This is a genomic window from Chitinophagales bacterium, from assembly GCA_019694975.1.
GTDB lineage: Bacteria > Bacteroidota > Bacteroidia > Chitinophagales > UBA10324 > JACCZZ01.
Map to the genome: position 1 here is coordinate 16161 of JAIBAY010000013.1, position 14912 is coordinate 31072.

Below are 14912 nucleotides of genomic sequence, written 5' to 3' on the forward strand. Positions count from 1 at the left end.
GTAGTACAAGCCTCTACCGTTCAATAAAATTAATCTCATGGCACTGTTTAAGTTTTTTAGCAAGGAGAAGAAGGAAGATCTTGACAAAGGGCTGGAAAAAACAAAGGAAAGTTTCTTCACGAAAATGGCAAAGGCAGTGGCCGGCAAGTCGACCATTGATGATGCTGCGCTGGATGATGTGGAAGAGGCGCTGATTGCTTCTGATGTGGGAGTGGAAACAACCGTGAAGATTATCAAACGCCTTGAAGAAAGGGTTGCCCGTGATAAATACCTGAACACAAATGACCTCACCCGTATTCTGAAAGAAGTGATAGTGCAGCTTTTATCAGAATCCGCAGACGCATCCTCTGGAGATTTTGAAATTCCTTCCGCTATCCATCCTTATGTAATGATGGTGGTGGGCGTGAATGGCGTTGGGAAGACCACCACCATCGGAAAGCTGGCGCATCAGTTCAAACAACAGGGGAAAAGCGTTTTGCTTGGTGCTGCTGATACCTTTCGTGCTGCAGCCGTAGACCAGCTTACCATCTGGAGTGAACGGGCCGGAGTTCCTATCGTGAAACAGCCAACCGGTGCTGATCCGGCTGCTGTGGCGTTCGATACACTGCAGTCCGGCGTGAGCCGCGGCGCAGATGTGATCATTATTGATACGGCCGGCCGGCTGCACAATAAAATAAATCTCATGAATGAGTTGGGCAAGATCAAGCGTGTGATGCAGAAGGTAATGCCAGACGCGCCGCATGAAGTGCTGCTGGTACTTGATGCCTCTACCGGACAGAATGCCATTGAGCAGGCAAAGCAATTTACGGCGGTAACGGAAGTGACAGCCATCGCCCTCACCAAGCTGGACGGCACTGCCAAAGGCGGCGTGGTGATTGGCATTGCCGATCAGTTCAAAATTCCAGTAAAGTATATTGGCGTGGGAGAAAAAATCAATCAGTTGCAGGTATTCGACCGCGATGCTTTTGTTGACTCATTGTTTGCCGGGAAGGATTAACGATAGTACATTAACATTCTTCATCATGATATTCCGTAGGGAAAGGTATGCGCACAAAATCAATTGAGAAACCGACCATCAATGTAATTACACTGGGCTGTTCCAAAAACATGGTAGACAGCGAGGTGATGATGGGGCAGTTGCGTGCAAATGATTTTGCAGTAACGCATGAGAAGGAGCATGGATCATCCGATATCGTAATCATCAATACCTGCGGATTTATTGACCGTGCCAAAGAAGAATCGATCAATACTATCCTCGAATACGCCGCCATAAAAATTGATGGCGGTATTCGTAAGTTGTATGTCACCGGGTGCTTAAGTGAACGGTACCGGAATGAGCTGGAAGAAGAGATCCCTGAAGTGGATGCATATTTCGGCACTATGGAATTGCCGGCACTGCTGCATAAGCTCGGCGCCGACTACAGGCATGAACTGATAGGAGAACGGATGCTGATCAATCCTGCACATTATGCCTATCTGAAAATTTCTGAAGGGTGTAACCGCACCTGTTCCTTTTGCGCCATTCCGCTGATGCGTGGCAAACATATCTCCAGGCCGGTGGAAGAAATTGTGGCTGAAGCAAAAGGCCTTGTCAGGAATGGTGTAAAGGAAGTTATCCTTATCGCCCAGGAACTCACCTACTATGGATTGGATCTCTACAAGGAACGAAGGCTCGCTGCTTTGTTGCATGCCCTGGCAGATGTGCCGGGACTTGAATGGATTCGCCTGCATTATGCCTATCCCGGGAAATTTCCGGTTGACATACTTGATGTGATACGCGAACGTGAAAATATCTGCAACTATTTAGACATTCCGCTGCAACACATCAGCGATATCATGCTGACCGCTATGCGCAGGCAGATTTCAAAGCAGGAAATAATTGAGCTGATTGCCACCATCCGGCAAAAAGTGCCCGGCATTGCATTGCGCACAACCATGCTGGTAGGTTTTCCCGGTGAGACGGAGGAAGATGTTGTTGAACTGATCGAATTTATTAAAGAGATGAAGTTTGAACGTGTAGGCGTCTTCACGTATTCCCCGGAAGAAGGTACTTCCGGCTATGCAATGATGGATGATGTACCCGATGAGGAAAAACAATTGCGTGCGGCACGTGTGATGAGCGTGCAGGAAGAAATATCACTGGCCCTCAACCAGGAAAAGAAAGGCAAAACCTTTCGCGTGTTAATTGACCGGAAGGAAGGGAATTATTTTATCGGCAGAACAGAATATGATTCTCCGGAAGTGGATAATGAAGTACTTGTTGATGCGAGTAAACACTACCTGCGCATCGGTGATTTTGCGACCATCCGCATCAGCCATGCAGAAGCCTTTGATCTGTATGGTGAACCGGTATAAAGCCGGATTACACGATAGCCCTCCATTCACGCGCCTTCGGTGATAGAAGAAAATGACGCATAAAGCCTGAACAGCTCTGCCTAGGTTCTAACATGCAAACCGAGATGATACCTGTTCCGCAATTTGCACTGAGTAGCTGCAGACGGGTCTTGAATGCTTTACCGCTATTTCAGTATTACGCCATCGGCAATGAATACAAGCTGCCGGCTAGGCTCCTTGATAGTTTTTATCTCTGCTTTGGATTTGCCGGCATCTTCGGCATAATGACGTTGTTCATCCACCGAAACGGTCTGTACAATGGCAGTTCCTTCCATCACTGCAGTTTTTCCACCGCTGTCTTTGGGTACAAAAAATCCATAATCTTTAAACTTCACCCGCATCGTGGTACCATCACCTTTGTCAATCGTCATCCAGCAGCCCTTGGCCTGGCAACATTCCACCACGGTGCCCGTCACTTTTACCTGGAGGCTGTCTTTTCCTTCTATTGCCTTTTCCAGCCTTGCCATAGACATAGCATCTTTTTCATCTATTTTTTTTCCATAGTAAGCGGCTTCCTGCGCCATCAGGCTGCCGCTGAGTGCCACACCCAATAATACAATAATCAGCAATCGTATCTGTTTCATAACGTGTTTTGTTTATTGCAAATTTAACCTGTATTTTTTATTATGAAGTAACATGCATCATTATAAGCGGAACTAAGGCAAACGACAACTGCATTTCCTGCAATCAATGCAGGCTGGAACGTGCGCACTGCGCCTATTTGCAGGAACTTAATGTAATGACGCTTTGAATTACCTACGGTGGTTGCAGAGATGGTCTTGACTGCGATTCCTGTTTTCAAAACATGATTTTTATCTCCGCTAAACCTGACCAATGTCATGTGTTGCGCTTTCTGGCCATGGATAACTTGCATCATTTAATGCATAAATACATTCAGCCATGAAAACTTCTGACCTGTTGGAACCGGCTAAGGCGGTTCAAGTTCATGATAAACCAGTGCAATTTGTATTCGCCTTTAAAGATGGCGATGGAAAAAATAAACATCTCCTGGGCGGCAAAGGCGCTAACCTTTGCGAGATGACACAAATCGGCCTCAATGTTCCGCCGGGTTTTGTGGTTACCACGGAAGCATGCCTCGCATTTCTGGCCGCGCCGGAGCAAAAATTACCCGATGGCCTGATGGATGAAGTGAGCGCAAACATGATTCAACTGGAAAAGGCCACCGGTAAAAAGTTCGGTGAGCCCGAAAATCCATTGCTTGTATCCGTACGGTCCGGCTCTGCCATGTCAATGCCGGGCATGATGGATACCATATTAAACCTCGGCCTCAATGCCAAAACATTAAAGGGGCTGATCAGACAAACCAATAACGAACGCTTCTGCTACGACGCCTACCGCAGATTTATTCAGCTTTTCGGCAAGGTAGCACTCGGTGTGCCCGATGAAAAATTTGATGTTCATTTTGAAGAGGTGAAGAAAAGAGCCGGCGTACTGGTGGATGTGGGATTAAATACCGTCGACCTCCAGGAAATCAGCAATCGTTTTCTCACGGTGGTTCGTGAACATACAGGCAAACCATTTCCGGAAGATGTTTATTCCCAACTCGAAATAGCCATCAAGGCTGTCTTTAACTCGTGGATGGGAAAACGTGCGGTGGATTATCGCCGTGAGTTTAAGATCACGCCGGCCATGGCTAATGGCACCGCGGTAAACGTGGTAACGATGGTTTTCGGAAACATGGGAAATGATTGTGCCACCGGCGTTGGTTTCACCCGCGACCCCGGAACAGGTGAAAATGTGATGTTTGGCGAATACCTCACCAATGCCCAGGGTGAAGATGTTGTTGCCGGTATCCGCACTCCCAAACCCGTCGCGCAACTTGCCGTGGAGATGCCCGGATTATACAAGCAACTGGAGGAACTGCGCCATAAGCTGGAAGCCCATTACCGGGAGATTCAGGATTTCGAATACACAATTGAAAAAGGGGTCCTCTTTTGCCTGCAAACCCGCAATGGCAAAATGAATACCACCGCAATGGTACGCACCTCTGTTGAAATGGTTAAGGAAGGGCTCATCGACAAGCAGCAGGCATTGCTGCGCATCAAACCTGACATGCTGGAACAGTTGCTGCATCCGCGCCTCGATCCGGATTTTAAAGCAGAGCCGCTGGCACAAGGGTTACCGGCTTCACCGGGCGCTGCCTCAGGCCATGTGGTATTTGATGCAGACCGTGCCGAGTTGCTCGGCCGTGCAGGCGATAAGGTGATCCTCGTGCGGGAAGAAACCAAACCCGAAGACATTCATGGCTTCTTCGCATCGCAGGGTATCCTCACGAGCCGTGGCGGAAAAACATCGCATGCGGCAGTAGTAGCCAGGGGAATGGGTAAACCCTGTGTGGCAGGAGCGGAGGGCATTAAGGTGGATGTGAAATTAAGGCAGGCGGAGATTGGTGAAAAAATTTTGCACGAAGGGGATTACATCACCATTGATGGTGGTTCCGGTCTTGTATACAAAGGCATGATTCCGACAGTAGAACCAACTTTTTCCGGTGAGCTGAAAACATTATTGAGCTGGGCGGATGAAATGGCTATGCTGAAGGTTTACGCTAACGCCGATACACCGGCGGCGGCAGAGAAGGCGCTTGCCTTCGGTGCCATGGGCATCGGGCTGTGCCGCACGGAGAGGATGTTCAATGATGCTGATCGCTTGCCTGTTGTCGTGGAAATGATACTTGCTTCCACGAAAGAAGAACGTGAAGCGGCGCTTAACAGGCTGAAAGATATTCAGCGCAAAGATTTCAGGGAGATCTTCATGGTGATGCAGGGAAAACCTGTAACCGTCAGATTGCTCGATCCGCCCATTCATGAATTTCTGCCAACTGCTGATGTGATCAAAGATGAGTTGGATCACCTGCGAAACCTGCGGGGAACCGTGAGCGGCGTGGCTGACTTATTCAGCAGCCTGCGCCTGCTGGAGGCAGATCTTGCCATAGCCGGCCGTGCCGCCGAACCGTTTACACCGTCCGGCATGGAACTGATAGAAAAAGCGATTGAAAAGAAAGTGCGGATGTTAAAAAAGGTACGCGAGCTGCATGAAGTGAATCCGATGCTGGGACACAGGGGCGTACGGCTGGGACTGAGCTTTCCGGAAATTTATAAGATGCAGATACAAGCCATCCTGGAAGCAACTGCTGAATGCCAGCTGGCAGGTATTGATGTAAGGCCCGAAATCATGGTGCCACAGGTCTGCGCTGCGGAAGAACTGCAACAGGTGAAAGTATTTGTTGAAGAAGTGAGGGCTAAGGTTGAAAACACAAACAAGATCAAACTGCAGTTTAAGTATGGCACGATGATCGAAGTAGTGCGCGCATGCCTGCAGGCAGATGAGCTGGCAAATGTTGCTGAATTCTTTTCATTCGGTACCAATGACCTTACCCAGGCAACATTCTCTTTCTCACGTGAAGACGCCGAGAATAAATTTCTGCCCTTCTATATTTCCAGCGGAGTTTTGAAAGACAACCCGTTTGAGATGCTTGATAAAAAGGCCATGGGTAAACTGATGCGGATGGCTGTGAATGACGGTCGCAGGAACCACAGCAACCTGAAAGTGGGTATCTGCGGTGAACACGGTGGCGAACCGTCTTCCATTATGTTTTGCCATGAGATAGGGTTGAACTATGTTTCCTGTTCCGGTCCCCGTGTGCCAGTTGCAAGGCTTGCAGCAGCGCATGCCCAATTACTGGTGAAATAGAAGCAGGCGCTGATAGAAATTATTTTGCCGGGTGGCGGAAACATCACCCGGCTTTTTTTTGCGTTTACACTGCTCTTCCTGATTTTGCAGGAGGCCTTGCCTGCGTAGCAGGATCGACTTATGCAGGTGCGATGCATGCTTTCCCGCAAATGCAAAATGTTGATTGAAGGAATTAAAAATTAATTATTCTACTATATTTGACAGTATCCTTCATTGCATCTTCTTTATCTCTGCTGTCGCATCAACTGAAAATCCAAGCTGCACTACATGACACCCATTAATGCGATTTATGAAGCATTGCAGTTTGACCCTTCGCTGAAATTTACACCGGCTGATATCAATCAACTTTCTGAAAAATACCTTGCGCCCCGTAAATATTCACGGGATATGCTGTACAGGAGCATGATGGAAGGCAAAACAATCGTCTTTCATGATTATCCGGTTGCCCTCAAAATACCACTGGGTGAGGATAAGACAGCTTACTTGCTGCAGCTGTTACGCAAGGGTATTCCGCAAAAGGAACGTATTAAAATCAGGACGGGAACAAAACATACGGAGTTGAAGGTAACCGTGCGGGATGCAGTGGATCGCTGGACGAGAGGGCGGTCGCGTTTTGGCGTCACAGATCTGCATTTCAGGGGGACACGGTTATTCAAACACATTGACGCTGATGCCGTCAGCTATTTCAACATCTTACCAAGGTTTACCGCTGAATTGTCTTTCCTTGAGATGCTGACGATGGTGATCAGCTCAAGGGGCATTTTCAGCGATTCGCATACTGACGACGGCGACGGAAGCAATCATTGCTTTACCGGCAAAAAATTGTGGTTTGCCTGGGACAGGATGGAAGGGCAGCAGGCTGGTCTGGAAGATTGTTCCTTTGATGTAGTGGAAGATGAGGCGCATTTCACCATGGATAAATTTTTATCGCTGAAAAGTGCGCACTGGTTTATTGTATCTGAAAACAGGACGTTGTTCATGCCGGGAAACTTTGCGCACCGGGTTATCACATTGGAGAAATATATCGGCTTCGGAAGTTTTTATATTTCACTGCCTAACTATTTAAACTCCATCCGGCGATGGATCGTCGATGGCGGCACGGATGTGACGGAAACCTATGTCAATACACTCAATCGCAACTTCATCCGGCTCTTAAAAAAAATCTCGCAGCTGCCACCGCATGAGCAAGAGCGACTGGGCCTGCCCTACCTGTTCAAGGCAAGAAAGCAACTGCAAAAAAATATGGATGCGTTGTCGATGGACAAATTACTTAGCAATGAAACGGTTAAAGCCCTGCTGGCTGCTATAGACCGGATGGAACAATAAAATAAAGAGGTTGATCTGTTTACCGCAGATCACCGCACAAGGTGGCGCGACTGTAAATTTATGATGTGCGATGTATTTCGATATTGAAGTTAACAACCTTTCCATTCCCATTACCCATCTCGCTTTTTGTTGAAAATTAACCGGTAACTATTCTCCCTCATATCCTAATTTTGAAGCGATGAGTTATCTTGATCAACTGAATGATATACAGCGGCAGGCTGTTATGGCTACCGAAGGCCCTGTAATGATTGTGGCCGGCCCGGGTTCCGGCAAAACACGGGTGCTTACCTATCGTATTGCTTACCTGCTGGAGATGAAAGTGGATGCCTTCCGCATACTGGCGCTTACCTTCACCAATAAGGCGGCAGCGGCAATGCGTGAGCGTATTGCAACTATCATGGGCAACGAAGCACGCAATCTCTATATCGGAACGTTTCACTCCGTATTTGCCCGCATATTGCGCTATGAAGCAGAGCGGCTTGGTTATCCTTCCAACTTCACAATATATGATACAGATGATTCCAAAGGATTACTGAAGACCATCATTAAAGAGCAAGGTCTGCCGGACTCACTGTATAAACCCAACATCGTTCTGAACAGGATTTCCGCAGCTAAAAACAACCTGATCAGTCCGCACGCATACCAGGATGATGTAAACGTGATGGCCGATGATGCAGCGGCCGGCCGGCCTAAAATCGGAATATTGTATGAGTTATATGCGAAACGGTGTTTCATGGCGGGCGCAATGGATTTCGATGATCTGCTGTATAAGATGTATTACCTGCTCGACAAATTTCCCGATGCATTGCATAAATACCAGCAGCGTTTCCGCTATATCATGATTGATGAGTTCCAGGATACCAATGGCGCCCAGTATGCCATTGTAAAAAAGCTCGGCGATGTGCACCAGAACATTTGCGTGGTGGGTGATGATGCACAAAGCATCTATTCTTTTCGAGGGGCCACTATCGCCAACATTCTCAATTTTGAAAAGGATTACCCCGAGTTGCAGGTGTTTAAGCTCGAACAGAATTACCGCTCCACCAAGCACATCGTACATGCGGCCAATAAGGTTATCGGAAACAATACCATGCAGCTTACCAAGCAGATCTGGACGGATAATCATGTGGGAGAAAAGATAAAACTGCTGAAAGCGGGCAGCGATAATGATGAAGGCAGGATGGTGGTGGACAGCATCTTCGAAGAAAAAATGCGCTTCCAGCGGATGAATAAAGATTTTGTCATCCTCTATCGCACCCATGCGCAGTCGCGTGCTTTTGAAGAAGCATTGCGCCGCCTTAATATTCCCTACGTGGTGTATGGCGGCATTTCTTTTTATCAGCGCAAAGAAATTAAGGACCTCCTTGCTTACCTGCGTTTAACCGTCAATCACTATGATGAGGAATCGCTGAAACGTATTGTCAATTATCCCGCGCGCGGCATAGGGCAGACCACGATTGAAAAATGCCTGCTGACAGCCAGCGAGAAAGGCCTTCGCTTATGGGAAGTGCTGGAAAAGTATAATGAACTGATGCCAGGCAACAGGGCCGCGCATGCCATCAATGAGTTTGTGACGAAGATCAAAAGCTTTTCCATTATGCTGAAGACGCATAATGCTTTCGACCTGGCCTCGCACATTGCCAAATCCTCGGGATTGCTGAATGAATTGTATAACGACAAAACGATTGAAGGGCTGAGCCGTTATGAAAACATGCAGGGATTACTGAACGGTATTAAGGAATTTACCGAACGCACGCCTTTTGATGATGGAAAAGATCCTGTTGAACAGGAATGGGTAACGGTGGATGGCGAATTACTGAATGAAAAAATGATGGACCGGAGCCTGGGTACTTACCTGCAGGAAATTACGCTGCTGACGGATGCCGATAAGGACAACGGCGATGAAGACCGTGTGAAGCTGATGACGATTCATTCGGCCAAAGGACTTGAATTTGCCTGTGTGTATGTGGTGGGCCTGGAAGAAAACCTTTTTCCCAATCAGATGGCAATGGGCAGCCGCGATGAGCTGGAAGAAGAACGGCGGTTGTTTTATGTAGCCATCACCCGTGCCGAACATAAGCTGACACTGACCTATGCAACATCAAGGTACCGGTATGGAAATCTTACATATTCCGAAGCCAGCCGTTTTATTGATGAAATTGACCACCGCTTAATTGAAAAGCATTTCCAGCACCGCGACATGCCGGCCTCTTCGCAGGAAGAAAAATTCAGCAAAGCCACCGTGCCTGTCATCAGGGCACCGCAATATGTGCACAAGCCAGCCGGCGAATTTGTGGCGGCCGACATCAGCAAGATACAGGTAGGCATGGAGGTGGAACATCAGCGGTTTGGAATCGGTAAGGTGCTGCAGATGGAAGGCAATGTCAAAGATAAAATGGCCACCATCTTTTTTGGGAATGATGTGGGGCAGAAGAAGATCATGCTGCGGTATGCCAAGCTGCGTATCGTGGAGAAAAATATGATGCAGGAAGGATAGCCATATTCGGCCAAAGCTCTTGCTGCAAATTCTTACCAGTCTCATAGGCTGATTCATTCAGAATCATGCAATGCTCAGGTTTCCTTGCTCTTCTCTTGGTTGAATTCAGCGGGATTCAGTTCTTTGCCAGCCATGGCAGCCGGGTCTGCTCCAGGCAGATGCTGCAACGTGCCCATCAATTTATAACCGATAGCGGGTTTCCCGGCAAGGGAATGTTTTTTGGCATTTACAGAAAATTGAAATTTCTTTGCACCTCATTGCCACCGTTCTGCACGCCCCATTTCTTTATAACAGTACTTTCCTGTAATCCCCTTAAATTCAAAAAACCATGAGAAGCAAACCAGTACTAATGATCATGATGACTGCCTTATGCCTGCAGTTCATCTTCAGCCACACCATCGTTGCGCAGGGCATTCCGGCACGACCAATTGCACAACAGGTAAGCAACCTGAAAAACAGCGGGCTTGCCATTAAGCCGGTATCACTGTTCAGCATTAACGCAGCACGTTCTGCGGTTTTGCAGCCTGACATCAGGAAAGCACTTGCCGTAACACTCGACATGAATGCGCTTGCCACTATGAAAGCTGCCAATGATGAATTCATCACATTCAGTTTTCCGTATGATGACAGGAACATCACGCTGGAGTTATACAAGGTGAATATCCTCACCGATGATTTCACGGTAGTAACCGACCAGTCGAACGGTGAAGCCATTTCATACACACCCGGTATCTATTACCGTGGCATTGTGAAAGGGGACGAGAACTCACTGGCAGCACTGAGTTTCTTCGACGGTGAGATGATGGGCGTCGTTTCAACCGAACAATACGACAATATCAATATCGGGAAAAGCCAGGATGCCTCTGCAAAAAATTACGACTATGTGATTTATTCCGATAAACATCTGCCGGCAAAGGAATCCGCCTGCGCCACCGTTGATGATCCTTCCTATGCTCCATTGCTCCAGCAATATGCAGCCAATGGCGCAACGTTGCGTACTACAAACTGTGTCAGGATTTACTATGAAATGGATAATAACCTGTACATCAATAACGGCAGCTCCACCACCACGGCCACTAACTGGATGACCGCTGTGCATAATAATGTGGCAACACTTTACAGCAATGATGCAGTTACTGCCTCCATCTCGCAAATTTATATCTGGACAACCGGTGATCCTTATAATGGCACCACATCCTCTTCTCAATTGAGCAAGTTTAAATCGAACCGCCCAACTTTTAACGGGGACCTCGGGCAATTGGTTGGGATTGATCCGGGAGGATTGGGAGGCGTGGCATCTACTATCAATGGTATGTGTTCATCCACCAACAAATACTGTTATTCGGATGTGGATTTTGGCTACAACACGGTGCCCACCTATTCCTGGACGATCATGGTTTGCACGCATGAGCTGGGCCACCTGATGGGATCCTATCATACGCACAACTGTTCATGGCCCGGCGGTGCTATCGACAATTGTTATACAACAGAAGGAGGTTGCTCCCCCGGACCTGCTCCTGTTGGAGGCGGAACAATTATGAGTTATTGCCATCTCACTTCTTATGGAATAAATTTCAATAAAGGGTTCGGGCCATTGCCTGCCGCTGCCATACAAGGGGCTGTTGATGCCGCTTCCTGCCTTACTTCCGGATGCACCGGCCCTTGTGTTGTGCCAACCGGTCTCACAGCATCTTCTATCACCACCACATCAGCAACCTTAAACTGGTCAACCGCATCCGGTGCCAACAGTTACAATATTCAATACCGTCCTACAGGCACTTCTACCTGGATAGCTGCCACGTCAACCACCACCTCAAAAGCAATCAGCGGCCTCACGCAGGGAACACAGTATGAATTCCAGGTGCAGAGTGTTTGCACAGCAGGTTCGAGCTCCTATTCATCATCCTCCACATTTATCACTTCTATGGGAGCATGTGTTGACAATTACGAACCAAATGAGACAAAAAATACAGCTAAGGCGGTCGCTGCAAACACCGCCACTTACGGCATGATCAATGTTTCCAGTGACAAGGATTTCTTCAGTTTCAATAATACCGTATCACAACCGAATATTAAAGTAACGCTCACCACGTTGCCGGCAGATTATGATATTGATCTGCTGAATACCAGCGGCACAAAAATTTTATCATCAAAGTATTCCGGCACCACCAATGAAATCATTACCTATAATACCAGTGTGGTGGGCACTTACAAAGTAAAAATTTACAGCCATAGCACAGGATTCAGTGCGTCGCAGTGTTATACTTTCCTTGCTTCGCTCAGCAGCACGCCATATAAAATTTCGGAGGAGCAAGCGGTGCTTACAGCATCAGCGAATATCTATCCGAATCCTGCCAACGGTGATATCACGGTGTACTACAGCAGTCCTGTAAATTCGCCGGTTGATTTTTATGTGTTTGATGTGTCCGGTAAAATTATGTTCACACAATCCATGGAAGCATTTGTTGGTGAAAACACTTTTCACTTTGATCTTAATGGATTGAATAGTGGCATCTACTTCCTGCAAATAAGAAATGGAAATGAAATCACCCACAAGAAGTTTATAATAGAGCGCTGATAGAACATCTGCATATTTCCACCGCTAAGTGGTAACCAAACTGCAGCCGCCATTTCATTTCTTGGAATGGCGGCTTTGTTTTAGATGGCTGTAAGGTTACGCTCAATGCACTACTGTAATGCGTGCCGACATGGATTGGCCATCAGCGATAAGCTTCACCTGGTAAATGCCGGCCGGCCATGTCCTGCAGCGGATATCGGCCGGAATATCCCACCCGCTTACCGTCTTGCTGAAAACAATTTTCCCCAGTACATCCATCACCATGATCTCGCCTTGGCGGATGGCAGCGCCGGTATATTGTATTTTGAAATTATCGGCGGCAGGATTCGGTGAAATGGAAAATTGCATTGCTTCATCAGGTGGTGCCACAACGGCAGTGGTTTTTACGATTGTAGGATGAGACAATGAACACGGAATCTTCACCGGTTCATAATCACCGTAAGCGGTTCGCAGGCTATCGAGCTTTTCCCGGTAGGATTGTATCAAGACACTGTAGGCAGGATTACTGATGAGGTTTTCATTTTCATCAGGATCATTCACCAGGTCAAAAAATTCTTCCGTCGTGCTGTTGCAATAGTAGTAGTTGTACTTGTATTGCAGCGTGCGTACAGAACGGAGTGGTGGAACCACGGTGCCGGTGCCTCCGAATTCATAAAAGAATTCTTTACGGGAAACATCATGTGTATACAATTTGTGCAATGAAACGCCATCCATGCCAAACGTATCAGGAATGCCTGCCAGCTCCAGCATGGTGGGCGCAATATCAAAATTGGCCGCTTCTTCATTGCTGATTACAGCGCCGGGTGCAAACCACTTCGGGTAGCGGATGAATAGCGGCAGCCTGATCGATTCATCCTGTGCCAGCCCTTTGCCCTGCAGCAGGTGTTCCCCTTTAATGTATCCGTTATCGCTGGTATACATCAGGAAAGTATTGTCAAGTATGTTCTTTGATTCCAGCCAGTCTGTGAGCGTATCGGTATTGTCTTCCACACCTGCAATAGCCTGGTACTCCTGCAGCTTCGCCGTATCTGTTTCCAGGGAATCATAAGGCCACTTATATACCGACGCATAATAGAAAGAAGGATAATCATGCTGGTACTTGTAAAAGTTGGAAGGAAACGGAATAGTATCGGTCGTATAAAGCAACGCATCTTCCGGCCTCGGAACCGTTGGTCCATGCGGAGCACGATGAAAATAAAACAAAGCGAAAGGCTGCCCTTCGGGAACCTGGTTGAGAAACTGCAAAGCAAGCTGTGGATAGATATCGCTGATATGGCCTGCAATAAAAGTATCCAGCCCATTGATGGTATAAACCACATCTACATAATTATCGGACTGTGAAATGGCATACCAGTCAAAGCCCTGCGGCAAACCCAGGTTTTGTCCATACTTGCCTACGAAACCGGTATAGTAGCCGTTATCTTTCAATATCTGTTGTATCAAAGGCAGTGAGTCATACATGTGGTCGCCATTGATGATACAACCGTGTTTATGCGGATACAACCCGGTGTAAAATGTTGCACGGCTTGGTGCACATTGCGACGTGGCCGGAAAAGTAAGGCGGAAGTTAACGCCTTCATTCGCGATACGGTTTATGGCAGGCGTTTCAAACCATGCAGGCCCGCCATTGGGTTGATAGATGTCGTAGCGTCCGTCATCTACCATGATGGCGAGGATGTTGGGTTTGGCATCCGGCACACCCCCAGTTGTAGTAAATGTTTGCAATGGCGTAAAAGCGGAATTGCTGCCAGTGCACACTGTTTGTAATTGAAATTCATAGGTGGTACCCATCGTCAGTTGGGTGAGTTGATAGCCATTGTTCGCAATATTCGAAACCGTTAGCCATGCAGTGCTTCCTGACGCACGGTACTGAAGGTTAAAAAGGGTGCCATTGCAGACAGGTTGCCATTGAATGGTGGCTTTATGTTTGGCGATGGCACTAACCGTGATGGCGGTCGGTGCTGAACAGGCCAGTGTTTTAATCTTGACAGCCTTCGAATATCCTTTGCTCTGATTATTGCTGCAATAGCTGGCTACGCTGAATGAATAGTTTTTATTCGAAAGCAGTCCGTCTGCCTGCCACGTAGTATTGAGTCCGGTATTGATGTACTGATACGCACCTGATCCCTGCTTGTAACGCACTTCGTAATAGGCGGTGCCGGACACCGGTGTCCAGCTAACAACGGCGCTGCAACCGGTGATGGAAGTAACGGAGAGGTTCTTGGGTTTCTGCAGATTGCATTGCGCATAAAGATCAGCGGTAAAGAGTTGGCTGGTGGTCAGACAAATCAGGAAGGAGAGCAATAAATTTTTTGCCATGAGGAGCTATTAAACAACAGATTAATGGATGACGAAAAGTAGGAACTGAAAATGTCTGAAGCAAAATTATTTTGAAAGAGGAAGAAC

General features: G+C 47.5%; 8 protein-coding genes. 6 read left to right on the forward strand and 2 right to left on the reverse strand.

The genetic code is table 11. The annotated features are described in order from the left end of the window. The first annotated feature begins 37 nt into the window (after window positions 1–37). Together ftsY and rimO are read left to right on the forward strand one after the other, a co-directional pair. Complete coding sequence (gene ftsY, locus K1X61_16145; GenBank protein ID MBX7110183.1) at window positions 38–997, forward strand: signal recognition particle-docking protein FtsY; 960 nt, start codon at window positions 38–40, stop codon at window positions 995–997. Window positions 998–1044: 47 nt separating this feature from the next. Then, window positions 1045–2355 (forward strand): 30S ribosomal protein S12 methylthiotransferase RimO, encoded by a 1311-nt coding sequence (gene rimO, locus K1X61_16150; GenBank protein MBX7110184.1) that lies wholly within the window; start codon window positions 1045–1047, stop codon window positions 2353–2355. Between the two features lie 164 nt (window positions 2356–2519). On the opposite strand, the gene K1X61_16155 is transcribed toward rimO, so the two are convergent. After that, on the reverse strand, window positions 2520–2978 hold the full coding sequence (locus K1X61_16155; GenBank protein MBX7110185.1) for a DUF4920 domain-containing protein: 459 nt from the start codon (window positions 2976–2978) through the stop codon (window positions 2520–2522). Between the two features lie 316 nt (window positions 2979–3294). Between K1X61_16155 and ppdK the strand changes: the two genes are divergently transcribed. The 4 genes from ppdK (at window position 3295) to K1X61_16175 (ending at window position 12506) form a co-directional block, all read left to right on the forward strand. Then, window positions 3295–6105: a pyruvate, phosphate dikinase gene (ppdK, locus tag K1X61_16160; protein ID MBX7110186.1), complete on the forward strand. Its 2811-nt coding sequence runs from the start codon at window positions 3295–3297 to the stop codon at window positions 6103–6105. A gap of 267 nt (window positions 6106–6372) precedes the next feature. Further along, the gene (locus tag K1X61_16165) at window positions 6373–7431 is read left to right on the forward strand and encodes a hypothetical protein (protein ID MBX7110187.1); all 1059 of its coding nucleotides are present in this window, start codon (window positions 6373–6375) and stop codon (window positions 7429–7431) included. Window positions 7432–7609: 178 nt separating this feature from the next. Continuing rightward, window positions 7610–9928: a UvrD-helicase domain-containing protein gene (locus K1X61_16170; GenBank protein ID MBX7110188.1), complete on the forward strand. Its 2319-nt coding sequence runs from the start codon at window positions 7610–7612 to the stop codon at window positions 9926–9928. A gap of 328 nt (window positions 9929–10256) precedes the next feature. Beyond that, on the forward strand, window positions 10257–12506 hold the full coding sequence (locus K1X61_16175; protein MBX7110189.1) for a T9SS type A sorting domain-containing protein: 2250 nt from the start codon (window positions 10257–10259) through the stop codon (window positions 12504–12506). A gap of 102 nt (window positions 12507–12608) precedes the next feature. Here the strand turns inward: K1X61_16175 and K1X61_16180 are convergent, their stop codons facing one another. Continuing rightward, window positions 12609–14825, reverse strand: coding sequence for a sulfatase-like hydrolase/transferase (locus K1X61_16180; protein MBX7110190.1), 2217 nt, complete (start codon window positions 14823–14825; stop codon window positions 12609–12611). Between the last annotated feature and the right edge of the window lie 87 nt (window positions 14826–14912).